Annotated in this window: 17 protein-coding genes; all 17 read left to right on the forward strand. The window is 50.7% G+C overall.

The window, feature by feature from the left end:
* Window positions 1-12 precede the first annotated feature (12 nt).
* Window positions 13-2,175 (forward strand): methyl-accepting chemotaxis protein, encoded by a 2,163-nt coding sequence (locus tag IE055_RS10995; RefSeq protein ID WP_189400821.1) that lies wholly within the window; start codon window positions 13-15, stop codon window positions 2,173-2,175.
* A gap of 55 nt (window positions 2,176-2,230) precedes the next feature.
* Window positions 2,231-9,808: a hybrid sensor histidine kinase/response regulator gene (locus IE055_RS11000; protein WP_189400824.1), complete on the forward strand. Its 7,578-nt coding sequence runs from the start codon at window positions 2,231-2,233 to the stop codon at window positions 9,806-9,808.
* Between the two features lie 48 nt (window positions 9,809-9,856).
* On the forward strand, window positions 9,857-10,312 hold the full coding sequence (locus IE055_RS11005; RefSeq protein WP_189400827.1) for a chemotaxis protein CheW: 456 nt from the start codon (window positions 9,857-9,859) through the stop codon (window positions 10,310-10,312).
* A 232-nt stretch (window positions 10,313-10,544) separates the two neighbouring features.
* Window positions 10,545-12,545 carry a transketolase gene (tkt, locus tag IE055_RS11010; RefSeq protein WP_189400830.1) on the forward strand — a complete coding sequence of 667 codons (2,001 nt, stop codon included), beginning with the start codon at window positions 10,545-10,547 and terminating at the stop codon, window positions 12,543-12,545.
* Between the two features lie 65 nt (window positions 12,546-12,610).
* Entirely contained in the window at window positions 12,611-13,801 is a 1,191-nt protein-coding gene (locus tag IE055_RS11015; protein WP_189400833.1) for a phosphoglycerate kinase, read from the forward strand.
* 15 nt (window positions 13,802-13,816) lie between these two features.
* The gene (locus tag IE055_RS11020) at window positions 13,817-14,314 is read left to right on the forward strand and encodes a DNA-deoxyinosine glycosylase (protein ID WP_189400834.1); all 498 of its coding nucleotides are present in this window, start codon (window positions 13,817-13,819) and stop codon (window positions 14,312-14,314) included.
* A gap of 53 nt (window positions 14,315-14,367) precedes the next feature.
* Window positions 14,368-14,826 (forward strand): YcgN family cysteine cluster protein, encoded by a 459-nt coding sequence (locus tag IE055_RS11025; RefSeq protein ID WP_189400836.1) that lies wholly within the window; start codon window positions 14,368-14,370, stop codon window positions 14,824-14,826.
* Between the two features lie 79 nt (window positions 14,827-14,905).
* Window positions 14,906-15,421 carry a disulfide bond formation protein B gene (locus tag IE055_RS11030; RefSeq protein ID WP_229794251.1) on the forward strand — a complete coding sequence of 172 codons (516 nt, stop codon included), beginning with the start codon at window positions 14,906-14,908 and terminating at the stop codon, window positions 15,419-15,421.
* Between the two features lie 191 nt (window positions 15,422-15,612).
* Window positions 15,613-17,781, forward strand: coding sequence for a S8 family serine peptidase (locus IE055_RS11035; protein WP_189400840.1), 2,169 nt, complete (start codon window positions 15,613-15,615; stop codon window positions 17,779-17,781).
* Between the two features lie 151 nt (window positions 17,782-17,932).
* Entirely contained in the window at window positions 17,933-19,306 is a 1,374-nt protein-coding gene (gene cysS, locus IE055_RS11040; protein ID WP_189400842.1) for a cysteine--tRNA ligase, read from the forward strand.
* 1 nt (window position 19,307) lies between these two features.
* Complete coding sequence (locus IE055_RS11045; protein WP_189400844.1) at window positions 19,308-19,730, forward strand: SufE family protein; 423 nt, start codon at window positions 19,308-19,310, stop codon at window positions 19,728-19,730.
* A gap of 78 nt (window positions 19,731-19,808) precedes the next feature.
* Window positions 19,809-22,400, forward strand: a complete 2,592-nt coding sequence (leuS, locus tag IE055_RS11050; RefSeq protein ID WP_189400847.1) for a leucine--tRNA ligase — start codon at window positions 19,809-19,811, stop codon at window positions 22,398-22,400.
* Window positions 22,401-22,475: 75 nt separating this feature from the next.
* Complete coding sequence (locus IE055_RS11055; RefSeq protein WP_189400852.1) at window positions 22,476-23,006, forward strand: LPS-assembly lipoprotein LptE; 531 nt, start codon at window positions 22,476-22,478, stop codon at window positions 23,004-23,006.
* Between the two features lie 15 nt (window positions 23,007-23,021).
* On the forward strand, window positions 23,022-24,053 hold the full coding sequence (holA, locus tag IE055_RS11060) for a DNA polymerase III subunit delta (protein WP_189400855.1): 1,032 nt from the start codon (window positions 23,022-23,024) through the stop codon (window positions 24,051-24,053).
* A 47-nt stretch (window positions 24,054-24,100) separates the two neighbouring features.
* On the forward strand, window positions 24,101-25,363 hold the full coding sequence (locus tag IE055_RS11065) for a glutamate-5-semialdehyde dehydrogenase (protein WP_189400858.1): 1,263 nt from the start codon (window positions 24,101-24,103) through the stop codon (window positions 25,361-25,363).
* Window positions 25,364-26,365 (forward strand): nicotinate-nucleotide adenylyltransferase, encoded by a 1,002-nt coding sequence (gene nadD, locus IE055_RS11070; protein ID WP_189400860.1) that lies wholly within the window; start codon window positions 25,364-25,366, stop codon window positions 26,363-26,365.
* 27 nt (window positions 26,366-26,392) lie between these two features.
* Window positions 26,393-26,866 carry a 23S rRNA (pseudouridine(1915)-N(3))-methyltransferase RlmH gene (gene rlmH, locus IE055_RS11075; RefSeq protein WP_189400863.1) on the forward strand — a complete coding sequence of 158 codons (474 nt, stop codon included), beginning with the start codon at window positions 26,393-26,395 and terminating at the stop codon, window positions 26,864-26,866.
* Window positions 26,867-26,868 lie beyond the last annotated feature (2 nt).

Below are 26,868 nucleotides of genomic sequence, written 5' to 3' on the forward strand. Positions count from 1 at the left end.
ATAGGTGGAAAAATGAGTGATCCAAATAAGCATGTTGATAACGACATCCTCGACCTCGATAACATCATCGACGACGACAGTGATTTGGCCAGTCTTTATGACGACGCTGAGTTGACTGATCTGGATGGGTTTGATGATCTCGAGCCCGAGGAGGCTGCACCAGCGGCCGTCGCTGACAAATCGTCAAATGAGCGACTTTGGATGATTTTAACCTTGCTGGCTTTTGGTCTGGCGCTGTTGTCTACGCTGATTCTGTCGCCTGCAATTTCGTCCCAGAAGCAGCGCGCTAATCAAGTGTCCGAAGTTGTTAACAAAATCAATTTAACCACAACATCTGCATCCCAGGCGCTGTCCGAGGTTGGTGGACGATACGCGCCGCTGAAAAGCAACATCGACGAAACTGAAGAGGCAATCAATGCTCTGGTTGCGCCAAATGGTTTATCCGAGAAAATCGCTGATGGCATATTTGGCAACGCAGCGGTAAATGGCGCGGTCACTGAGCAGTGGAACGCATACAAATCAGCCACTACACAATTCCTAACCAATGAAAACGACGTGCAAGAAGTCAAGCAACGTTTGTTAGCGTTGACGGGTCGCTTAACGCAAGTGGTCGGCGACTCAGTAGGCTTCGTAGAGGCGGTAGCACGTGAAGGGCGTAACAAATCCACCGGCGCCTCGAAAGATAAATACCTCTTCTTGACTTCAGAGGCCTCCAATCTCAATGGTATTCTCGGGCGTTTGTCCACCACGCTGCGTGGCTACTTTCTGCCTGATTCAAACCTGCCGCAATTGGCTGATGCACAAAACGGCTTGATGGTTCGTTTACAAGAAACCCTAAATCGAATTGTGAGTAACTCTTCCACCGTTGTTGCCACCGCGGCTGAGCCTTTGCGTGCGCAGTATGCTGATTTGGAAACACGTGTTTTGGAAATTGGCGATCGTGCGACGGCGTTAAGCGAATCGCGCGCAGCATTGCAGTCGGTACGAGATCAAGGCGCGGCACTTGCACAGGCGGTACAGTCAGCCAGTAATCAAGGGTTAACGGCACGCTTGAGTCAGTTAGCAACATTGCTGCCACTTTTATTGGCCGCGTTTGGCGTGTTCAGTCTGTGGCGTTACAGTCAAGCGCAATCCAAAGAATTGGTCGCACACGATGCGGGCTTGGAAGAAACCTTAGCGGATCAACAAGAATCGATTCTGAAATTGCTCGATGAAATGAGCGCACTGGCGGATGGTGACCTGACGGTCGAAGCCGAGGTGACTGACCAGATTACGGGTGCGATCGCTGACTCGGTGAACTTCGCGGTGATTGAGATGCGTGAGCTGGTGTCGCAGATTAACCGAGCTTCCATTCAAGTGGCGAACGAATCAGAGCTGGCGGTAAGTAACGCGCAGGCGGTATCGCAATCAAACATGACCCAGGCGGAACAGATCTCCGCGGCGGCGGCGTTGATGCAGGAAGTGACTGCTGGTATGCGCCAAATGTCAGAACAAGCGAACAGTTCATCTGACATGGCGTCCGATTCACTGAAAGCGGCGGAGCAAGGCGCACAGGCGGTACGCGATACGATTACTGGCATGGAAAACATGCGAGAGCAGATTCAAGATACGTCGAAACGCATCAAGCGACTGGGTGAGAGTTCGCAGCGCATTGGAGACATCGTCGCGCTGATTGATGACATTGCTGAACAAACGAACATTTTGTCGCTCAATGCGGCGATCCAAGCATCGATGGCTGGTGAAGCCGGTCGCGGTTTCGCGGTTGTATCGGATGAGGTACAAAGTCTGGCGGAACGATCGACTGAAGCGACAAAGAAAATTGCCGAGCTGGTAACGACCATTCAGAACGATACCAACGACGCTGTTTTATCGATGGAAAAAGCAACCCAACAAGTGGTCAGCGGTACCAAGGTTGCCGACTCCGCAGGTAAGGCTCTGGCTGAAATTGAGAACATGTCGCAGCAATTGTCGAAACTGGTACAGGGCATCTCAGCGGGTTCTAACAAGCAAGCTGAAACAGTAACCCGTGTATCAGAGCAAGTAACACAAGTGAGTGATTCTTCAACTGAAACGTCGCGCAAAGCACAGGAGTCGGCGAACTCGATTGCAAAACTGTTAGAACTGGCGAAAGATTTGGAGACTTCTGTATCGCGATTCAAACTACCAGCGAACTAACTGAAGCACGTTCAGATAATTAGATTCAGAAAATGAACGAACACTGAGACCGGATATGTCAATCTATTCGAACATAGATCTTGAAACCTTTAAGTGGGTAAAAGGTGAAGTTGAGCTGACGCTCGATAGTGCAAATAAAGAGCTGCAGCAGTTCGTGACGAGTGATGATAAGTCGAAGTTATTCGGCTTAAGCAATCATCTGCATCAAGTGGTGGGCTCGTTGCAGATGCTGGAGATGAAGTCGCTTTCTTCCTTGATTATGGAAAGCGAGTTGTTGGTCGAGGACTTTACTTCGGACGACACTTCGGTCGGCAAGTCGACTTTTGTGGTCTTATTGGAGGGCAGCTTCAGCGCTTTGAAAGCGGCCTTTGCTCGCTTTGAGAAGGGCTTGCCTGAAAATCCGACAGATGTGGTTGAGCTGATTAACCAAATTAGGTCGGTGCGCGGACTTGAAGGCATCGAAATTTCGTCATTGTTTAATCCAATGATCGAGATATTCCCTGAGATTGACTCCAAAAACGCGCTCAAAGACAAAGATTACATTGAGCGTGCTAAATCGCTGCGTGCGCACTACCAGTCCTTCTTGTTGCAATGGCTGCGAGGGGTAGACGAAACCGCCATCGACAAGATGAAGATGGTAATGGAAAAGCTGCTGCAAATGAGTACGTTCAGTACGGTTGCTCGTCTGTGGTGGGTAGCTTCTGCGTATGCGGACTATGTGAAGCACAACGACATCGGCAATAAGGCCGTGCACGTGCGTATTTTTCGTCAAATTGATGACCGCTTCCGTGATCTGGAAACGCAGGGTGAGTCTGCGCTGGTGCGTGACTCTGGTGAAGAGCTGGTTAAGATCATGTTGTTCTACACGGGGGTGGGTGAAAAACGCACTGAGCGCATGGATGAAATCGTCGATGCGTTTAAGCTGCAGGAATATTTCCCCGCACTCAAGATTCAGACTGAGCCGATCAGCTACGACGCGCTGGAAGCCAGTTTAGAGAAAATCAAGACTAATAAGGAATTGCCATTACCAATTATTCGTCAGCTGGTCAGTGCTTTCTTTGAGAAAGAGCAGGAAGACACCAGTGGTTTGGATGAAATTCTGGAGCAGCTCGAGATTGTTGAGAAGACATTTGAGCGCGAAGAAATTGGAATCGTTAACGAAGTTTTGATTGCTGCCACCGACGTGGTGCGAGGTATTCGTTCTGGCTTGGTTGAGGCTAATGAGGACACGGGTTTCCATTTGGCATCTGGCTTGATGTTTGTTGAAAACAGTGTCGCCAATCCAAGTGAGATCGATCCGAACTGGTTGCAAAACGGTCAACTTAAAAAGAATGCGCTTGAAGCCCTAGGTAACCAAGAAGAGTTAACCGAGGCGATGGATGGCACGCATCTAACCGGCAGCGAGCGTAAAGCCTTATTGGATGTGGTTGGCAGCGAGGTTGAAGAAAATCTAAAAGAGATTGAAACTAATCTGGAAAAATTTGCCCGCGAACCGGAAAAACGTGATGTTTTATCGGGTATTGATGGCAAGATCCGTCAAGTTCGTGGCGCACTACAGGTCCTAGGTGAGCAAAAGGTTGGTCTGTTGCTTAAAATGGCGGAAGAGCAGTTTATTGGTCTTGAGGCCGGTACAACTGAGTCGACTCCGGAGTTGATCGAAGCGTTGGCGATTTCCATTGGTACGATGGAAGAGTATGTCAAAGGTTTGCAGAACAACCGTTCAGGCATGGACTATATTCTGGATCGAAGCATTACCGATCTGGAAGTCGCGATTGGTAAAAAGGTGTCGCGAGGCGACGTCGAGGACCTGCTGGATACGGCGTCTGATTCGTTGTTTTCTTGGCTTACCAATCAGTCTGATTTCGACCTATTCACGAATCTGAAATCCAGTTTGCGCGACCTGACCATCTTGGCGAAGAAAACCAAGTTGACCGGTGTCGAGCACCTAGTCCGTGAACAAGATCGGTTGGTCGATGTTATTTCTCAAGAACCTGCGTTCTTAACCGACAATATCACCAATAATCTACAAAACAATATGGCCAGTATCACTGAGCAAATTATTGATTTGTATGGCACCGAAGAAACACAGGAAGAGATCGAGCAGGACGCAGAACTCGCTTACAAAAAGTCCGCCATCGAGGCGCAGGACGACGATGATGTTCGATTCTTCGATGATATGGACATCAATGAGCTTGGCGATGACATTCCCGACGAGTCAGAGCCGAAGCTCTCGTCGACTGAAATCGGTAAACAGCACGCGGTGCAACAGAATGATGCGCCACAGGTCGATGAAACCATTTTCGAGGTATTTCTGGAGGAGAGCGTTGAGGTGCTCACCGAAGCAAATATCCAGTTCAAGTTATGTGAGTCGGATTTGGCCGATCGCACGGCAATTCGTGAGCTGCGACGTGCATTCCACACGCTAAAAGGTAGCTCACGTATGGTGGGTTTGAACGATGTAGGCGAGGTTGCGTGGTTCAGTGAATCGTTATTTAATTATGTTCTGGATACAGATAAGCCGCTTTCACCTGAAATTCTTGCCTTCGCGCGCGAAGCGATTAGTGAATTTGAACAGCAGGTCGAAGAAAAATACGCTAACCAGCATCTGTTAGACACCGCGGCGTGGGGTGCCAAAACTGAGCACGTATTGCGCGTCATTGAAGGCAAAGAAGCACCGGAAGAGGCAGCGCCGGAACCAGAAGCCCCTGCGCTGGCACCCGTAACGGATAGTAAACCGGCCACGGAGGCTGTTATTGAATCTAAGGTAACGCCAACGGTGGCGGAACCCAAAGTAGACGCGCCGCAGCCTGAGCCTGAGCCTGAGCCTGAAGAGGAGGCTGAGGAAATCGAGTTGGAAGGTGAAGAAGTTTCTGTGTTGGAAGTTGACTCTGTGATGTCGCTTGATGCGATCGAGGAAACCGATGACAGCACGGATTCGGTGGAAACGCCATCGAGCACGAAAATCGATGCCAGCCAATTCTCGTTGGCTGATATCGAACCGGAACAAGAACAATTTAGCAGTGAAGGCGAGTACGAAGCGCCGTCAGATGAAGAGCTCGCTGATATTCTTGAAATGAGCTCAGAGAGCAGTGTTATTGAGTTTGCAAGTGAGTTGATGCTGGAAGAAGACTCAGTTATTGAGCTGAGTGATGAAGACAGTTTTGCAATGGAAGGCGATGACGATTCGATTGAGCCAGAGAGTCAATCGTTTTCTATTATCGACAATGCAGAAATGCGAACAATCTTCTCACAGGAAGCGACCATCAAGCTGGATAAAATTGATGAGCTTCTTGAAAAGAAACCGCTGCACGTCGTTGAAGACGATCAGCTCTCCATTGCGTTGCATACCTTACTCGGAAATGCTCGAACTCTAGGTTTGCAGGACTTAGCCAAGGCTTACAACACCGCAGAACACCTATGTCAATTAAAGGTCGAGAGCGGTAACGAGATCAATGATCATGAGCGCGCAACGTTAAGTGAACTGGTTGCTGAAACACGCCGCGGTATCGTGGCAGCAAGTGATCAGTCACCGTATTACAGTTGGAATCCGCAAGCGTGGGCGTCGTTGCAGGAAAATCTTGACAAGGCGTATAAGGCAGAGCAAAACAGCAGTTTTTACAAGCCTCAGAAACCTCAAGCGCCCATAGCCGCTGAGGAAGTCGAAGAGCTCGAGTTGGATGCAGGGTCGATCGACGTATCAATGACTGATACCGAAGCGGTAGAGCCATCCATTACGTTGGAATCCGAACCGGAATCGATCGAACTCGAAACCTCTAGCAATGAAATTGAATTGCCCGAAGGTGACACGCTGGAGTTTAATCTGGTGGATCTCGATGACGTGGCAACAGAAACGGATCAGTTAGATGAATCCGTCGAACTTGTTGATTTTGATGTTGAGCCCCGCTCCACCGACCGCGTTGCGTCAGCTTTCGACGGGATGAACGATCTGGGTGATTTACTCGACGATGGTGATGGTAACCAGTTGTCAGATATCGAGCTCAATGAGAGTGACGATCTGCATGAACTTGAGGCATCTTTGTCTGCATTTAAGGCTGAAACGCCGAAAGTGAAAAGCGAGGACACGCCAACGGATGCAGACAGCCTGATTCCTGATGATCTGACTGATTTGCTGGAAGATGACGTGCTTGCGGTTGACACCGAAGAAGTTATCATCGAAGAGCCAGAGCCAGAGCCAGAGCCAGAGCCAGAGCCAGAGCCAGAGCCAGAGCCAGAGCCAGAGCCAGAGCCAGAGCCAGAGCCAGAGCCAGAACCGGAGCCAGAACCGGAGCCAGAAGAAGAATTTGAGGACGAAGAAGAAGATGAGTTGGCGCGTGAGCTGCGTGGCATCTTCATCGAAGAAGTCCGAAGCCTGCATCATGAGCTCGATGACGAAGTCGCGCGCTTATCGAATATGGGTGAAATGGGTCCTGCCATGGCCAACGTACTGCGTCATTTGCATACCATTAAGGGTAGTGCACTGATGGCCGAAGCCAATGTGCTTGGAGAGTTAACGCACCAGACCGAGACCTTCTTGGAAACGAACTTTATTCGCAGCGAAGAAGATCTACGCGAAGTTCGCAAGACGCTTGAAATGTATGTCGATGTACTTGATTACGCGGCTGACTGTTATGGGCAACGTAAAGTATTCCGAGTGCCGGCAGATATGTTGCAACGTTTGGGCATTGAGGCCGAAGAGAAACCGGCCGCGGAAGTGCCCTCAACGAAAGAGCAGGTCGACGTAGAACAAGAGCCAGAGTCTGTACAAGAACCAGAGTCTGTACAAGAACCAGAGCCTGTACAAGAACCAGAGCCTGTACAAGAACCAGAGCCTGTACAAGAACCAGAGCCTGTACAAGAACCAGAGCCTGTACAAGAACCAGAGCCTGTACAAGAATCAGAGCCTGTACAAGAATCAGAGCCTGTACAAGAATCAGAGCCTGTACAAGAATCAGAGCCTGTACAAGAATCAGAGCCTGTACAAGAATCAGAGCCTGTACAAGAACCAGAGTCTGTACAAGAACCAGAGTCTGTACAAGAACCAGAGTCTGTACAAGAACCAGAGTCTGTACAAGAACCAGAGGTTACTGAAGTCCCGCTTGATGTAACAAGTGAGACGGAACCTGCTGCGCAAATTGACGCAGCGGAGCCCGTCGTTGAGATTATTGAGGAAGCGCCGTCAGAAGACGTGAGTGCAGAGATTGTTGAAGCAGAGCCAACATCAGTGCCGGTTACGCCGCAAACACCTCTCAAGCCAACTGTGCCTGATTCCGTTCCAACCTCAGAACCTGAATTAGCGCCATTGGATATTGGCGAGGAGCTAGCGGGCGTTACGGCGCAGATGAGTTCTATTCAGGCGGACTGGAAGTCTGCTCGCGGCTGGGAGAAAGTCCAACCACGGATGCGTGAACAATTCACAGCATTGCAAACTCTGATCGATTCAGAACAAGCAACTTTGGGTGACATCGCTGGCTTGGTGAATCGCGCGTCGGCCTATGTGGATGAACTAAATCCGACGTCTGCAACCGAATACAAACATGCCAAAGCACTATTGGAAGAAGCCTATGACGTAATTGTCAGTGGCGCCAATGCGCTGGCATCTGGGAAATCGATTGATAGCTATGCCAATTTAATGGAGCAGTTATCGGCTGACAAAGCGTCGACAGCGAGTGTGACCGCCGCTGCGCATGACCCGCTTGCTGGGGCGTCAAAAGTCGAAGCCTCAATTTTTGTACCGGGCGGCAGTGAAATCAGTGCTGAAGAAAAACAGGACCTTGATCGTCGTGAAAAAGCGGCACGTGATCGCGCGGCCGCACTGCGTATCCGTACCGAAACGCTCGATAGCTTAACCAACTATGTTGGTGATGCCAGCATGAATCGATCGCAAATGCGTGAGGATGTGTTGACGATTAAGTCTGTGGTGGAGGAGTTGTACTCAAACGTACAGCGCTTCGGACAACAGCTGCGCGAACTCGAAATTGAGGCAGATAGTCGCATTACGTCGCGCACCAATGAGTCCGTGGTATCCGGCCGCAGTGACGAATTCGACCCATTGGAGTTAGATCGCTATACGAAGCTTCAGCAATTGTCGCGTGGTCTAGCTGAAAACTTGGATGAATTGGGCAATATCCAAACTTCACTGAGTAATTTCGTTTATAAAGCGGAAACCTCGTTGCAAAAGCAAGAGCGATTAAACCGTGAATTACAAGACGAGATTATGCAGGTGCGGCTGGTATCCTTCGGCGGTATCGGCCCACAATTACGCCAAGTTGTACGGCGGACTTCTCGTGAACTTAAGAAAGACGTGGACCTTGAGATCGTAGGTGCCGATGTGCGACTCGACAAAACCATTTTGGATGGTGTTGTTCCGGCTCTTGAGCACATGTTACGGAACTCAGTTGATCACGGTATTGAAGTGCCTGAGAAGCGTAAGCAAGCAGGTAAATCAGCCGCCGGTAAGATTACGGTTGAATGTCGCCAGGTTGCTCGTGAAATTGTGATTTCAGTGCGCGACGACGGTGTTGGCCTGAATCTCGACAAAATTCGAAAGAAAGCAATCGAAGACAAGTTGCTGACGGAAGACCAGCCACTGAACCCAGAAGATATGCTGATGTATATCTCACAAAGTGGTTTTAGTACGGCGTCCAAACTGACTCAAATTTCAGGGCGTGGTGTTGGCATGGACGTGGTGCAGTCGACGTTGCGTCGGATGAGTGGCTCGATTGCATACGACATCGAAAATGAGCAAGTTGGGTCGCACTTTATGATCCGTTTGCCGATCTCTCTGGCGGTTTCCAGTGCCATGTTTGTTGAGTCTGGTGGGGAAACCTTTGCGGTGTCGGCACGAACTATTGAGCGTGTCATCAAGGTCGAGGCCGAGGAGCTTATTGCACACCTCAAGGCTGAAAAGCCAAGCATTGAAATCAATGAACATCGTTATGCTCTAATCGATTTGGCAGATTACCTGGGCTATGACTCCAAACTGCCAATGTTGACGGGCAAGTTGTCAGTGATACTGGTGAATGCGGGTGTTCAAAATATCGCGGTGATCGTAGAACAGTTATTCGACACACAAGAAATCGTGGTTAAGAATCTGGGTGATCACTTAGGTCGAATCCCGATTTTCGCTGGCGCAACGATTCGAGCAAATGGTGCAGTCGTGCTCATGCTGGATCTGGTTGGTATCTCATACTACGAATCTTTTGTGTCGATTCCAGATCAGTCTGCGAATGTGTCACAAACTATCCCAACTGTGATGGTCGTCGATGATTCACTAACCGTGCGCAAGTCTGCTGAACGTGACATTACCGGTCTGGGAATCAACTCGGTGTTGGCAAAAGACGGTCTAGATGCGCAAGTTCAGCTGCGACAAGAAGCGCCAGATATGATCCTGTTGGATATCGAAATGCCTCGAATGGATGGTTTTGAGTTGCTGGAATGGGTGAAGTCCACACCCGGGCTGAAAGATGTGCCGGTCGTGATGATTTCATCGCGCGCGACTGAGAAATACATCGATAAAGCAACCGCACTTGGTTGTAGCGCCTTCTTGGGTAAACCATACCTGCTTGAAAATCTGGTGCAATTATTTAACCAGTATCTCAAGCTGGACGCGCCAATCGAGCTTGACAAGAAGTAATCCTGAGCAAACTTACGATAACGATAAAAAACCGAAAGTGACACACTAATGAGTTCGCAAAGTCTTGATTGTTACATTATCCCGTCTGAACCCAAACCGATTCTGTTACCAGTGGAGTGTGTCGCTGAAGTGGTCGCTCAGCCGGTGATCGATAAGTTAGAAAAAGCGCCAGCTAAATGGATGCAAGGACACGTTAACTGGAAAGGTCAACGGCTTCCGGTGATGTCTTATGCCGGGTTGCTGGGTACCGCGAGTGACGGTAAAGAGCGTCCCGATCCGCACTTGGTGGTTCTAAACCCGATTCCGAATGCGGCACGAAAAGCCTACTCATCGCTCCTTTGCTTCGGCGATATCAAGCGCGTGACTGTGGAACCAAATTTGGAGTTCGGTGCGCCGCCCCAAGGTGGTGATCGTCGATATGTGGAAGCGGTAATTAAGCTTGGTGACAAGGAGTTTGTCGTGCCAAAATTGACTGCATTGAGTGTGGCGTTCGCCTATTTTTAGTTGTCGCAGGTGTGCTTACTCCCGGCGACGACTGATCTCCAAGGCGTGCGAACTGCTTTGCGGTGCAAAAATAGTCAATATTTGACGTCCTTGTAAGGCAAGTAAAACCAAATTTGATATATTACGCGCTTCAACGGTGCGGCCTCACATGCTGTGCACGATTTAGGGCATTTATCGGTGTCATCACGGCGTATTCGCCACTTGCAACAACTGCTAAACAAGGGTTTTCTTAATGTCATCCACGAACCGTCAACAACTCGCTAACGCCATCCGTGTACTCAGTGCGGATGCGGTACAACAAGCTAAATCCGGTCATCCCGGCGCGCCAATGGGAATGGCAGATATTGCTGAAGTTCTTTGGAACGATTTTCTGGTGCATAACCCAGCGAACCCAAAGTGGGTTAACCGCGACCGCTTTGTGATGTCAAATGGGCATGGTTCTATGCTGGTGTATTCTCTGTTACATCTGTCTGGCTACGATGTCAGTGCAGACGATCTGAAAAACTTTCGCCAATTGCATTCCAAGACGCCGGGTCATCCAGAATTAGGTTACACGCCAGGTGTTGAAACAACCACCGGGCCGCTGGGTCAGGGGATTGCGAATGCGGTCGGCATGGCGATTGCGGAGCGTACCTTGGCGGCGGAATTTAACACCGACGCGCACGCCGTAGTCGATCATCACACCTACGTATTCATGGGCGACGGTTGTCTGATGGAGGGCATATCACACGAGGCCGCGTCGTTGGCTGGCACGCTGGGGCTAGGAAAATTGATCGTGTTCTGGGATGACAATGGTATCTCAATTGATGGTGAAGTCGAGGGTTGGTTTACTGATGACACGCCTGCGCGTTTTGAAGCGTATGGTTGGCAAGTTGTTCCTGGTGTTGATGGTCATGACCCTGAGGCTCTGGTAGCTGCGATCAAGCAAGCTAAGGTTGAAACTAGCAAGCCAACCTTGATTTGTTGTAAAACGGTCATCGGTAAAGGTTCACCAAACAAAGAAGGAACTGAAAGTTGTCATGGTGCACCATTGGGTGACGAAGAAGTTGCTTTAGTGCGTGAACGGCTCGGTTGGGACGCGGCTCCGTTTGAGGTGCCTGCTGAGATTCAAAAAGCCTGGAGTGCCGTCGAAAAAGGCGCTAAGGCCGAAGCGGATTGGCAGTCTATGTATGACGAATACGTTAAGGCCAATCCGGCCCAAGCCGCGGAATTTGAGCGCAGAATGCGCGGTGATCTGCCTGCTGATTGGACAGAAAAAACAACCGAGCTTCTGACACAAGTGGATGCCGCGCAAGCCACCATGGCAACACGAAAAGCCAGTTTGCAGTCACTCAATCAGTTGGGGCCATTGTTGCCGGAATTGATTGGTGGCTCAGCTGACTTGGCTGGTTCAAACTACACTATCTGGAACGACTCTCAGCCGATCAGTAAGTCCGATGCCAAGGGCAACTATGTGTACTACGGGGTGCGTGAATTCGCGATGTCTGCGATCAGCAATGGCATCGCGCTGCACGGCGGTTTTAGAACATACGCTGGCACGTTTCTAGTGTTTGCGGATTACATGCGCAATGGTATGCGGATGTCTGCGTTGATGAAACAACCAGTGACTTACGTGTTAACACATGATTCGATTGGTTTGGGTGAAGATGGTCCTACCCATCAGCCAGTAGAGCATGTTGCTAGTTTGCGTTTGATCCCGAATATGTCGGTTTGGCGTCCATGTGATGCTGTTGAGTCATTTGTCGCGTGGCGTTTGGCTGCCGAGTCAGACGACAAGCCCACTAGTCTGATTTTGTCACGCCAGAATCTGCCGCATCAAGTGCGTAGCACGGATCAATTGGCCGATATTGAGAAGGGCGGTTATGTGTTGTTCGACAGCGCTGAGACGCCGGAACTTATTTTGATTGCGACTGGCTCCGAAGTGGCGCTGGCCATGGATGCAGCGAAGAAATTGAGCGAAGAAGGCAGAGCAGTGCGCGTGGTTTCCATGCCATCCACTGACTATTTCGATGCCCAGGATGCTGAGTATAAAGAGCAGGTGTTACCAAGTAGCGTGACTAAGCGAGTCGCTTTGGAGGCTGGTATTGCTGATTATTGGTACAAATACGTCGGCATGCACGGTGCGGTTGTTGGTATGACCAGCTTCGGAGAATCAGCGCCAGCGAATCAGCTATTCGACTATTTTGGTTTTAACGTTGACAACGTGCTCGATGTGATTCGCGGATTAGACTAGCAAGACGGTCACTGATTCTCAAATTGATAGAAAAGGCGATTCATCGGCACGATGAGAGGTACATGATGCAAGGACATAAAAAGTTTAAACGAATGCAGGACATGGATTTACAAGGTAAGCGCGTGTTGATCCGCCAGGATTTGAATGTGCCCATGGCCAATGGCGCAATCAGTAATGATGCCCGAATACAGGCTTCCTTACCGACCATTAAGCTGGCTCTGGAGAAAGGCGCGGCTGTGCTTATTATGTCGCATCTGGGACGACCAACTGAAGGTCAATTTGAATCAATATACTCGTTAAAGCCAGTGGCTGATCGGTTATCTGAAGCACTTGGTTTGACCGTCAATGTTGCGACGGACTGGCTGCAAGGTGTTGACGTGACACCTGGCCAAGTGGTGTTGTGCGAGAACGTGCGTTTTAATGTCGGTGAAAAAGCTAACAATGAGGCACTGGCAAAAACGATGGCCGCCTTGTGCGATGTTTTCGTGATGGATGCCTTTGGAACCGCACACCGTGCGCAAGCGTCTACCGAAGGCGTAACGCGATTTGCGCCGACCGCTTGCGCGGGGCCATTATTAAGTAAGGAATTGGATGCGTTAGGTAAAGCGCTTGATGCACCTGCTAAGCCTGTGGTTGCAATCGTAGGTGGTTCGAAGGTGTCGACCAAACTAACCGTGCTCGACGCGCTCTCGAAACAGGTGGATCAGTTGATTGTGGGCGGTGGTATTGCCAACACATTCATCGCTGCGGCCGGACATCCAATCGGACAATCGTTGGTTGAGATGGATTTGATTGAAGAAGCGAATCGATTAACCGAAAAAGCGCGCGCGACTGATGGTGATATTCCGGTACCAACCGATGTTGTTTGTGGTAAGGAATTCTCACCACAAGCGCAGGCCGAAACAAAATCGGTTGCCGATGTGGCGGAAGACGATATGATTTTCGATATTGGTCCGGACACCGCGACGCAATTTTCGGATCTGTTGAAAAACGCAGGTACCATCGTCTGGAATGGTCCGGTTGGTGTGTTTGAGTTCGACCAGTTTGGTGCTGGCACCGAAGCATTGGCTAGGGCGATTGCGGAATCATCCGCTTTTTCAATTGCGGGTGGTGGTGACACGGTCGCAGCCATTGAAAAATACGGCGTCGCCGATCAAATTTCGTATATCTCAACCGGTGGCGGTGCATTCCTTGAGTTTTTAGAAGGAAAGCCGTTGCCCGCAGTGGTTGCACTTGAGGCGCGCGCAGAAGGGTAATCGAGTTGCGCTGACATGAGTGGCTTTTCACCGATCGTCGGCGGTATGCCAAGAATTCTGATTCTCGGCTCGATGCCGGGGGTAAAATCGCTTGATGCAGTGGAATACTACGCGCATCCTCAGAATGCATTTTGGTGGATAATGTCGCAACTTTTCGGGCTGAATCTAACCGCGGACTACCATCAGCGGTGTCAGGGACTCATTGGTGCCGGAGTCGCCGTTTGGGACGTCTTATATGATTGTGAGCGCCCCGGCAGTCTCGACAGCAACATCGTTCGTGGCACTGAGCAGGTGAATGATTTTGCGGATTTTTTCTCCGCGTGGCCGAGTATTGATGTGGTGGGATTTAACGGGCAGATGGCCGAAAAGTTGTTCGTGCGCCATTGTCAGCAAATTCGAACGCGAGCTTCCGCCCTGCGTTTTGTTACGCTGCCTTCGACTAGCCCGGCGAATGCGCGACAAGACCGTGCTGCCAAGTTAGCACGCTGGCGTAGTCACTTACTCGAGCGTTGAGGCGTGTTTCAACCCGCCAACTTCGTCCTTTTTATAACCATTACGCCACCACAATGACACAACAAGATCGTTTTTGGGAATCAAAGTCCTTGTTCGACATGACGTCTGAGGAATGGGAGTCCGTGTGTGACGGATGTGGAAAATGCTGTCTGTCGCAGCTCGAGGACGAGGTATCTGGAGAGCTGGTGTTCACAGATGTGGCGTGTGATTTGTTTGATGCCAATTCTTGTCAGTGCACCGACTATAATAATCGTTCGGTGCGTGTACCGCAGTGCGTTACTATGAATGCGGAGAATGTGGAAAGCGCCGCTGAGTTCGCGCCACCATCCTGCTCATATCGCCTGCTATTGGAGGGCAAGCCTCTGCCTGATTGGCATCACCTTGTGACCGGTTCAAGGAACACTATTCATGTCCGTGCTTGTTCAGCTCAGAATCGTGTGCGATTCCTCCGCGAAGTGCGAGAAGATGAACTCGAGAATTATATCGTGGATTGGCCTTTGAATTGTGAATGAATCGCAATGGCTGACAGAGGCTAACGTTGGTGTATACTGTGTTCAGAATTTTTTTTTCGACTGATCGGGAGTGAATTTTGTGATAGCAGCACGTTGGTATTGGGTGGGCTTGTTGGGTAGTGGCGCTCTGTTAGCCATCGCATACTTTTACTTTCAATTAGAACTGGGTTTGCCACCATGCCCACTTTGCATGTTTCAGCGTGCTTGTTTGGTTGGGGTTGCTTTCTTCTGCTTGTTGGGCTTGATTTTCAAACCAAAAAAAATTGGTTCCAAACTACTGGCATTTGGTGGCCTTGTCAGTTCTGCGACTGGTTTGGCAATCGCCGGCCGGCAAGTCTGGTTGCAGAACCTGCCAGCCGATCAGGTGCCGGAATGCGGCCCCGATCTTGAGTTTATGCTCGAAGCATTTCCATTGATGCAGACTATTGAAACGGTGTTGTCTGGCAGTGGTGAGTGTGCTGAAATTCAGTGGCAGCTGCTGGGTCTGAGCATGCCAGCATGGATGGTCTTGGTATTTTCGGTCATGGTCATTATTTGCCTCAAACTGTTGTTTATCAAAGAGCGTAATTATTTCTCGGGCGCATTGGGGCGTTAGTTCGTGCCCTGACAGTCATGATTGCATTAACCGGCTGCGCGATCCATTGTCGATTTGCCCGTGTATTAAATACCGCGTGGGTCGTTTGCCATGTCGATAACTTAACCTATAATCAAGCCATACCATAATAATCGCCCGTTCTACGTCGGCGGAGTCGCTGGCCATAGAAAGAGATTCGCACAGGTGCATGCATGTCAAAAAAACCTCAATTCGGACGCACTAACCCAACTCTGACAAAGTTAAGCCGCGTAATAGCTGCGTCTATAGGACTGTTTGGCGTTACGCTCGGCGATGCGTATGGTCAGCAGATAGCATTACTGGATTCCGGTGTAGACCCTACACGAGGGTTCAATATCGCACCGGGTTTCAACTACTACGAAAACACGGACGATACTTCCGACGTTTCAGATCGTGAAGGTGAAGGGCATGGTACGGTGTCGGTGCGTGTTGCCTCCGAAGCTTTTTCTGGTGAAATTGTGCCATTTGTCGTTACCGACGGTGATCTTACCCGTGCGAATGAAGCGCAGGTCCGTGTTGCCCGTGATAATGCGTTAGCGGACATTCTAGGTCGTAGCAATATCCGAGTGGTCGGATTCACTTGGGGCACTGAAGGTGTGAGTGGTGCGGCTGCACCGCTGATGTCAGACTTGTCTCGAGGTGGCAAAGTCATTGCAATTCTGGCTGGGAATGAGTTTGGTGCCCAGCCTAATGCGTTGTCAACTGCCAGCTTTAACCTGCCTGGCGTGGTCATTGTGGGCGCGACAGACGCCGACGGTGTGCTGTTGCCGGAATCCAATCGCGCGGGCAACACGGCTGAACGTTATGTCGCGGCCATCGGTCTACCCAATGCTGGCGCCACGCGCGGCGGTACATCTTGGGCAACCGCGCGTATTTCGGGAATTGCGGGTGCGGTATTTTTACAGAATCCGAATTTGACTGCCGATGAAGTGGTGGACGTGATTTTACAGTCCGCGGAAGATCGCGGGGCACAAGGGACTGATCCTGTGTACGGTCGCGGTGTCATTTTGTCGGCTGAACAGGTATTGAATAATGTTATCGGGCCGATTGAGGTGCCAACTGAACCCGAGACGCCACCGGTAACGCCGCCGAGCTCCGGCGGTGGCGGCGGCGGTGGTGGTGCCGCCATCCTATTGGTTGGCGGCGCGCTTGCGGGAGCTATTCTGCTAGCGAAAAAGTCCTCGACTAAGCTTGAGAAAACGCTGGTACTAGACTCTTATGGCCGAAGTTTTCAGCTCGACCTGAACGACCATGTAGAGATCAATGATGGTGCCTTACATCTCTCACAGTTTTTTAATGCCATGCAACATAAGTCCATTCATACTGGCTTTGAGGTGCCCGGGATGAAGACTCAAGTGGCGTTTTCAGCAACGGCACTTGCAGACCCTCGTATTGATTTCATAGAGTATTTTGCCAGCCCTGGTGATCGTGGCATCGAGCCGGTCAATACTAATCTATCAGTCGCTATGACCAGCAAGCTGAGCTCTGCGTTATCAATGAATGCCGCTTACCAGGTCGACCCCAGTCGTGAACTCGGCGCAGTCGGTGAGTTGGAGCTCCATGAAGAGTTTGGCACCACGAGTTTCCTCAGTGGTGCGGCCTTTGATTCGGTGTTATCGGGGTTTGCTAACCAGGCCAATACGCTGAGTTTCCAGTATCAGCAAGCTGATGCAAGCACCAGTTATCAGCTTGGCTTTGTCTCCGTGGATCAACCCAGTTCATATCAGCAACAGTCTCTCTCAACCATTTTGCAGGCCTCACACGCGTTTTCTGATCGAGGTGGTATTGCGTTGAAGTTTGGTCAGATTGAAGAGCGTGGCAGCGTGCTTGGCGGTGGTGCATCGGGCGTGCTTGGTGTTGAGACAGCAACGACGTATGCATTGGATTTGTCAGGCAATATTAAGTTGATTGACGGTGTATCGCTGGTGGCGAACTATGGTGTAGGTCGTACCGAGGTAGAATCCGCCGACAAGAGTTTATTGAAGGATTTTTCGACCTTAAGCAGTGACTGGTACAGCATAGGTCTGATTGGTAACAACGTGTTTCGTGCCAAGGACCAGCTCGGTTTAGCCTGGTCGCAACCAATCAAAATTCAGTCTGGTGCAGTGAATTACTCGGTGCCCGACACTCGATTATCGAATGGCGATATCGGATTTAATACTGAGCGCATTAATTTGTCTGATACCAGTGCGACTGAACGTAACCTTGAAGCTTATTATCGCACGATGCTAAGTGATAAGTGGGAGCTAGGTGGGTTCGTGTCGTATCGGCAAAACCCAAATCACGTCAGTGGTTTGGGTGATGACACAATTGTGATGGCAACCTTGCGACTGTGGCAGTAAGCCGCAGCCAGCTGTCATCACCGCAGATCAATTTACTCAAGCAGAGATCAGCGCTGAATCGCTGAGTTTAAGTGTGTTTCCGAGCGCCATTCTCTAGGTGTTGGTGTTACAATGCGCCGTTTAATCTGCATTGCATGGGCGTGTGTGCCTCGTGAAACTCTACAATACCGAAACCAAAAGCAAATTAGACTTCGAACCACTGGACCCAAACCACGTTAAGGTTTATGTGTGTGGCCCAACCGTCTACAATTATTGTCATATCGGTAATTTTAGACCGCCGGTTGTGTTTGACGTCTTGGTTCGTGTCCTACGTAAGTCTTACCCCAAGGTAACGTACGTACGCAATATTACGGATATTGATGACAAAATTAATGCTGCAGCAGAGCAGCAAGGTGTGTCTATTTCGGACATCACCACGCGGTTTACTGAGGCCTTCCATGAAGACTTGCTTGCTGTTGGTGTGTTGCCACCCGATGTTGAGCCCAAGGTTACTACTCACATTGCCGAAATCCATAAGGAAATTCAAGCGCTTATAGATCGTGGTCATGCTTACGTTGAGCAGGGTCATGTGCTGTTCAGTGTTGGTTCGTTCGCGGAGTACGGTCAGCTTTCCAAGCGTGACCCGGAAGAACTGTTGGCGGGCGCACGGATTGATGTCGCTGCGTATAAACGCGATGCGGGTGACTTTGTTTTGTGGAAGCCGTCTAGCGATGATCAGCCTGGCTGGGACAGTCCCTGGGGGCGCGGTCGACCGGGCTGGCATATAGAATGTACTGCTATGGCGGCAGCGCATCTTGGTGACACCATTGATATTCATGGTGGTGGCCATGACCTGATTTTTCCGCATCATGAGAATGAGCGAGCGCAGTCCATGTGCGCGCATGACGCGCCTTTCGTTCGGTACTGGATGCATAATGGCTTCGTTAACGTCAACCAAGAGAAGATGTCAAAGTCCGTCGGGAACGTCTTGTGGTTACGAGATTTGTTGAAAGACTATGCAGGCGAAGCGATTCGCTATGTGTTGTTGGCTGCGCATTATCGTGCGCCGTTAGACTGGAGTGACGACGTCATTGAGCAAGCGAAAAACAGTTTGGACCGCCTGTATGGTGCACTGCGCAAACTGGTGGATGTCGACGTGGGTGAGTCTGTCGGTGCACAAGCGCCCGAAGCATTTTTGGCCGCATTGCACGATGATTTGAATACGCCTCGCGCACTGGCCGAATTGTTTGCATTGGCGAAACAAGCCAATACAGCAGAATCTCTGGTTGAAAAACAGCGACTCAAGCAATCGATGTTAGCCGCGGGTGAGTACCTTGGTTTGTTGCAGCAAGACCCAGAGGCGTGGTTCGCTGGTAAGACGAGTGAACTGGACGCGCAGTTTATCGATGCATTGGTGGCTGAACGTACCCAGGCTAAAGAAGACAAGAACTGGGCCCGCGCGGATGAAATTCGCGACGAATTAAGTCAGCGCAATGTGGTGCTGGAGGATGGTGCTGACGGCACTATCTGGCGAGTGGAAGATTAATATGGCGTCAATTACTGAAATACAACAAGAGCTGATCGATGAATTTTCCATGTTTGACGACTGGATGGCGCGCTACGAGTACGTGATCGATCTCGGACGTCAGCTCGCAGATTTTCCGGAAGAATGGAAAACTGAAGACAATAAGATCAAAGGCTGTCAGTCGCAAGTGTGGCTGAACATGCAAATGCAGGGCGGTAAACTGCATATCGATGGCACCAGTGACGCCGCGATTGTGTCTGGTTTAGTGGCCATCGTTTTACGAGTGTATTCGGACCAGTCGCCGGACGATATTCTGGCCGCAAAGCCGGATTTTATTAAAGAAATCGGATTCAATGACCATCTGAGTCCAACCCGCAGTAATGGTTTGCATTCCATGCTTCGAACCATCTATCAGCGCGCGGGCGCGCATCTCAGCGAATCCTGAAACTCGATAGCAAGACCAGTGAATCAACCAGTACAATAATTGCCGAACCTCAGACCGGCGCACGCCGAACGTTTTCTCATGCAACAAGAATATAACCCTCAATCTATCGAAGTCGCGGTTCAGAAATCCTGGGCCGATCGTGATGTGTACCGCGCTGAAGAAAACAGCGATAAGGAAAAATTTTACTGCCTTGAGATGTTTCCGTACCCCTCGGGTAAACTGCATATGGGGCACGTGCGCAACTACACCATAGGTGATGTGATCAGTCGTTACCAGCGTATGCTGGGTAAAAACGTCTTACACCCAATGGGCTGGGACGCATTTGGGTTGCCAGCTGAGAATGCCGCGATCCAAAACAAGACTGCGCCAGCAGCTTGGACTGAGCAAAATATCGCCAATATGCGCGAGCAGTTGAAGCGGCTGGGTTTTAGTTACGACTGGAACCGAGAGTTCGCGACCTGCGAGCCGGATTACTACCGTTGGGAACAATGGTTTTTCACTAAGTTATACGAGCGTGGCTTGGTCTACAAGAAAGAGTCTGAAGTTAACTGGGATCCGGTTGATCAGACGGTGCTGGCCAACGAGCAGGTGATTGATGGCCGAGGATGGCGTTCCGGCGCCCTGGTTGAAAAGAAGAAAATCCCTCAGTGGTTTATCAAAATTACTGATTACGCCGAAGAGTTGCTGGCAAGCCTGGATACATTGGATGGTTGGCCAGACGCGGTCAAAACAATGCAGCGCAATTGGATTGGTAAGTCGGTTGGCGCCGAGATCGAGTTCAAGATCGAAGGGGAAGCACCATTGCGTGTATTTACCACACGTCCAGACACGATTTTTGGTGTCACTTACGTCGCGGTGGCGGCGGATCATCCATTAGCTATCCAGGCCGCTGAGTCATCAGCGAGCGTTGCTGAGTTTCGCCGTGAATGCGCTCAGTCCTCGACCGCAGAGGCGGATATCGAAACCATGGAGAAGCGTGGCATTGATCTTGGCATCAGCGCGCAGCATCCGGTTACCGGCGAGCCAGTGCCGGTTTGGTGTGCTAACTTTGTGTTGATGAGTTATGGGACCGGTGCCGTCATGGCGGTGCCTGGCCACGATCAGCGCGATTACGAATTTGCCAGCAAGTATGGCATCGAGATCAAGCCGGTGATCGAACCGCTGGAAGGTGAATTGGATATTAGTTCACAGGCGTTTACTGAACACGGACGCCTGATTAACTCCGGTCAGTTCGATGGTCTTGAATCGGGTGCGGCAAAGTCCGCGATTACGGCGTGGTTGGTTGAGCGTTCATTAGGTGAGGAGCGGATTAACTATCGTTTGCGCGACTGGGGCGTGTCACGTCAGCGCTATTGGGGTTGTCCAATCCCATTTGTCTACGACGCTGAGGGCAATGCTTCACCTGCCCAAAACTTTCCGGTAACTTTACCGACGGATGTGGTGATGGACGGCGTTGGGTCGCCGATTAAGAAGATGTCGTCGTTTATCGACACCGTGCACCCATTGACTGGCGAGCCCGCTATACGTGAGACTGACACTTTCGACACGTTCTTCGAGTCATCCTGGTATTACGCACGCTATTGCTGTCCGGACTTGGATACCGCCATGCTAGATGAGCGTGCCGACCATTGGTTGCCAGTTGATCAGTATGTCGGTGGTATCGAGCATGCCGTTATGCACCTGCTGTACGCGCGTTTCTTTCACAAGCTGATGCGCGACGTGGGGCTGATTAATTCTGATGAGCCGTTTACACGTCTTCTCACGCAGGGAATGGTGACAGCCGAAACGTATTATCGGATCGACGACGATGGCAAACGCACGTTCTTCAACCCGGCGGATGTCGAGTTGCAAACCGATGATAAAGGCAAGGTATTTGCAGCCGTCTCAAAGAGTGATGGTCAACCGGTGGAAATCGGTGGCGTTGAGAAGATGTCTAAGTCGAAGAACAATGGGGTTGACCCTCAAAGTATGATCGACAAATACGGTGCAGACACAGTGCGCCTATTTACTATGTTCGCGGCACCGCCAGACCAATCTCTCGAGTGGAACGATGATGCCATCGCGGGTGGTTCACGTTTCTTGCGTCGTGTATGGAATTGGTTTTATAAACATCAAGATGTATTGACTGCACAAAGACTGTCGCCTGTTGCCGAGCTTGACAATGCGAATGCTGCGACCAAAGCTCTGCGCTTGATCACGCATACCATTATTAAACGCGTTTTGTTTGACTACGAGCGTCAGCAATACAACACGGTAGTCGCTGCTGCCATGGAGCTGATGAACGCGCTGGAAAAGGCAGAGTGGTCTGAGATGGGTGTGCATGGCAATCTCGTGTTGGCCGAAGCGGCACACGCGTTGGTGAAAATTCTGGCTCCGGTAACGCCGCACCTGTGTGACTATTTGTGGTCACAATATGGCAACCAGAACTGGCTTTTCGACGACGAATTTCTGGTACTCGATGAATCTGCGTTGGTGCAGGATGAAATCACATACGTCGTGCAAGTCAATGGTAAGCTCCGTGGCAAAATTTCAGTCCCCGCTGATTTGGGCAAGGCAGAAATCGAGCATCGTGCCCAGGAAGATGAAAATGTGGCCCGCTTTCTGACCGATGTGACGGTTCGAAAAGTAATTGTGGTGCCGAACAAGCTGGTTAATATTGTGGCAAATTAATGCCGCAGTGGTGTCTGCATGCGCTAGAATTGGCGACATGCCGTCATCGGAATATGAGAATAATAAGGTCAAACTATGTTGAACTTTCAGCCCGTTAAACAATCACACACAGCACTGCGTTTCGCCAGTGTGATGCTTGTTCTGCTCACAATGACTGCGTGTGGCTTTCATTTGCGCGGAAATATCCCGTTAGCTGACAGCCTGAAAAACATGTATGTGATGGCACCGGACGGTACGTTTAAGGATCAGTTGGAAGAGGTGCTGACCAGTGCTGGTGCTGAGTTGGCGACCAACAAGGCCAGCGCAGACGTGATTTTGAATATTTCTTCTGCCTCTTCTAAGCGGACTGTCGGTACCATTGATGAACGTGGTAAAGCCAATAGCTACAACCTGATATTTAAAGTGGTATATACGCTTGATGACCCGGAAGGTGAGGCTATTCGAGCGCGAACAGTGATTAGTGAATTCCGCCGGTATGCCTTTGAGCCTGAGCTGGTATTGGAGTCTGAGTCGGAAGAAGCAGAGTTGTTGGGCGATATGGAGCAGGATGCTGCGTTACGCATCGTGCGTCAGCTTTCGACCATCACTGACTATGAGTCTAAGTAATGTTGAGTTTATGCCATGCGCGTGTCAACTGATGAGCTGGCTGCGCGACTAAGTTCCAATCAGTCATCATTGCCAGCAATGCTGTTGCTCAATGGCAACGAAGCATTGCTCATTGAGGAAGCGCTGGATCAAGCGCGAGAAGTGTTGAAGTCGCTGGGTTTCTCCGAACGGATCAAGTATCAGGCAGAAGCAGGGTTTGACTGGGCGCAGATAACCGGTGCCGGACAAGCCATGTCGTTGTTTGCAGAGCGTCGCATTATTGAGCTGCGGGTACCAAAATCGCTGGGTACCGCAGGTACCAAAGCGCTGTCAGAATTTTGTGAGTTACCAACCTCCGATGATATTTTGATTGTGCAAATGCCCGCGCTGGATAAGCGGCAGCGTAATGCTAAATGGTTTAAGGCCGTTGAGTCGAAAGGATGGGTGGTTGATGGCCCTGAGATTTCAGCCCAGCAATTTCCAATGTGGCTCAAAAAACGTTTGCAAAGCCGTTCCCTGCGAGTGGAAAACGGCGTGATTGAACTCATGTCCGCACAGCTAGAAGGTAACGTGATGGCGGCGGCGCAGGAAGTGGATAAGTTACAAGTGTTAGCGCCCGACGGTGCCGTCACAATCAAGTTGGTCAACGACAGTCTGGCTGATCAAGCACAATTTGACGTCTATGCGTTGGCCGATGCCAGTCTGGCCGGTGATCTAACGCGCGTAATGCGTATAAAGCAGCGTCTGCAATCCGAAGGCGTGGAGCCGGTGATCGTGGTGTGGGCACTGGTGCGTGACATACGGCTATTGTGCGCGTTGGCAGCCGGTATTGCTGGTGGCCAACAGCGGGCTATGCTATTCAAACAACACCGCGTGTGGCGAAATCGCGAGGCCATCGTGAATGCCGCACTGCAGCGATTGAATGCAAACCAGTGTTACGAATTGCTGGAACGTGCGGCTCACTTGGATCAAACAGTCAAGGGCCAGCGCTATGTCGACATCGGCGATACTTGGTTTCAGATTGAAACCTTGTGTGCCGGGTTGTGTGGTATGGCCGAGATCGCGTAGCAACGAAACTAAGCAAACTAAGCAAATCAAGTATATTGAGAGACAGTGTGAACGTAACTGACTACATGCAGCAGGTGGGCCAACAGGCGCGTAAGGCGGCCTCAGAGATGGCGGTAGCGACCTGTGCTCATAAAGATGCCGCACTGCGACACATCGCAGACCAGATAGAAGCGTCTTCGGCAGAACTCACACAGGCGAATGCCTTGGATTTAGACGCTGCCGAAACCCGCGGTCTGGATAGCGCGATGCTGGACAGGTTGCGTCTGACACCCGAGCGTATTGCAGCGATGGCCGAGGGTTGTCGTCAGGTGGCTGAGTTGCCGGACCCAGTTGGTGAAATCAGTGATATGTCGTATCGTCCAAGCGGTATTCAAGTGGGCAAAATGCGGGTGCCGCTCGGTGTAATTGGAATTATTTATGAGTCGCGCCCAAATGTGACTGTGGATGCGGCCATTTTGTGTATCAAGTCTGGTAACGCGACGGTATTGCGCGGTGGCTCAGAAGCGGCGCACTCAAATCAGGCAATCGCTAGCTGTATTGCAAAAGGTATGCACGCAGCAGGTTTGCCGACCCAAGCCGTACAAATCCTGAAAACCACGGATCGTGACGCGGTTGGATTGATGATCCGCATGCCCGAGTATGTCGATGTAATCGTACCGCGCGGCGGCAAAGGCTTGATCGAGCGAATTAGTCGCGAAGCCACGGTTCCAGTCATCAAGCATTTGGATGGAATCTGTCATGTCTATGTCGATGCCGATGCCGACTTAGCCAAGGCTAAATCAATTGCCTTCAACGCTAAGACACACCGTTATGGTGTGTGCAATGCAATGGAAACCCTGCTGGTGCATCAGCAAGTCGCGGCGCAATTTTTACCTGATCTGTGCGCTCAATATCTGACGCACGGAGTGGAGCTGCGCGGATGTGATCTAACACGTGAACTCGTCAATGATGATCGTCTGTTAGCGGCGACCGATCAGGACTGGGGAACTGAATACCTGGCTGCGGTTCTGTCCATCAAAGTGGTGGCGGATTTCGCCTCAGCGATCGAGCACATCACTACCTACAGTTCAGCGCATACGGAAAGTATCATTACTGAAAATTACACTACCGCACGACAATTCCTGCGTACAGTCGACTCCAGTTCCGTGATGGTGAACGCGTCAACCCGATTTGCCGATGGTTTCGAATACGGGCTGGGCGCTGAGATTGGAATCAGTACGGACAAACTGCACGCGCGCGGGCCGGTGGGATTGCAAGGCCTTACCTCGGAGAAGTACATTGTCTTCGGTGATGGCCATATACGAGTTTGAATGACCTCCGCAATCGGCGTTTTTGGGGGTACGTTCGACCCCATTCATTTGGGGCATCTACAGGCCGTCACTGAGGCTGCGGATGTGTTAGGTTTAGAGCGCGTGCACTGGGTGTTAAGTGCACGGCCGCCACACAAGAACAGCGTCTCCGCCAGCATCGCTCACCGTTTCGCCATGCTGCAACTCGCATTGGCCGATAAGGTCGGCTTTGTGGCCGATGATCGTGAGATACGTCGCGCTGAAAAATCCTATACCATCGATACCGTGGCGTCTTTTGTTGCGGAGTATCCGAACGTGCGTCTGGTGTTGATTATCGGTGCGGACAGCTTGTCGGGCTTACCCAGTTGGTCTCGTTACGAGACGCTGGTCGAGCAAGTGAGTTGGGTTGTTTTGCAACGGCCAGGTTATGCAGTCTCCGTGCCAGATGAGCTGCAGGCGCGGGTGGTTGAGAACCCATCTGATCTGGTGCGCCGAGAGCCCGGCCACCTCTGGCTCTATGAAGACAGTAATATCGATATCTCATCTACTGAAATACGTACTGCGCTCAGCACGGGGCATGAGAAACTTGCGCAGGAATATCTGCCAAGCAGCGTTTTAAACTATATTCGCACCAAGCAACTGTATAAAATACCGGGTATGAATCCAGAACAAATTAAAGATCAAGTGGTTGATGCCCTTGAAAACGTAAAAGGCCAGGACATTAAAGTCATCGATATCGCAGATATATCGGATTTTGCTGATTTTATGATTGTGGTCAGTGGCACCTCGGACACACATGTTAAAGCCTTGGCGCGCGAAGCCTCAGACAGTCTTCGTAAGCAGGGTGTTAAACCATTAAATGAAGATGGTGCTGACGTTGGTGAATGGGTATTAGTCGACTTCGGTGACGTGGTCTTGCATGTAATGCGACCGGAGGTGCGTCAGTACTACGATCTTGAGAAACTGTGGGACGAAGACGTCCGTGCGTTGGTAAAACAGCATCGCGCACGGGAAGAAGAATAGCGAGCGCCCAACACCGGGATCCAGATCGTGCGAATCAAGCTATTAGCCGTTGGCACACGAATGCCCTCATGGGTGGTGCAAGGGTACCAAGAGTACGCACAGCGAATGCCGCCGATCTGTCAGTTGGAGCTGCAGGAAATTACCGCCAAAAAACGGGGTAAGAATGCCGATACCGCACGCATTCTTCGTGATGAAGCTGAACTTCTCAAGTCGGCTGTGCCTGACAACGCGATAACAATAGCGCTGGATCGGCGAGGCAAACACATTGACACAGAAAACCTGGCGCGCCATATGCAACAATGGATTGATGAGAGTCAGGACGTCGCCATTTTGATTGGCGGTCCAGAGGGTATCGATGCCAACTTTTTGAATAACGTGCCACTTAAATGGTCGTTGTCAGCGATGACGTTCGCGCACCCGGTGGTTCGGGTTATGTTGGCCGAACAGCTGTACCGCGCGTGGAGCATCAACGCCAATCTGCCTTACCACCGAGGGGATTGATT

Origin of the sequence: Arenicella chitinivorans (assembly GCF_014651515.1) — a bacterium.
GTDB classification, from domain to species: Bacteria; Pseudomonadota; Gammaproteobacteria; order Arenicellales; family Arenicellaceae; genus Arenicella; species Arenicella chitinivorans.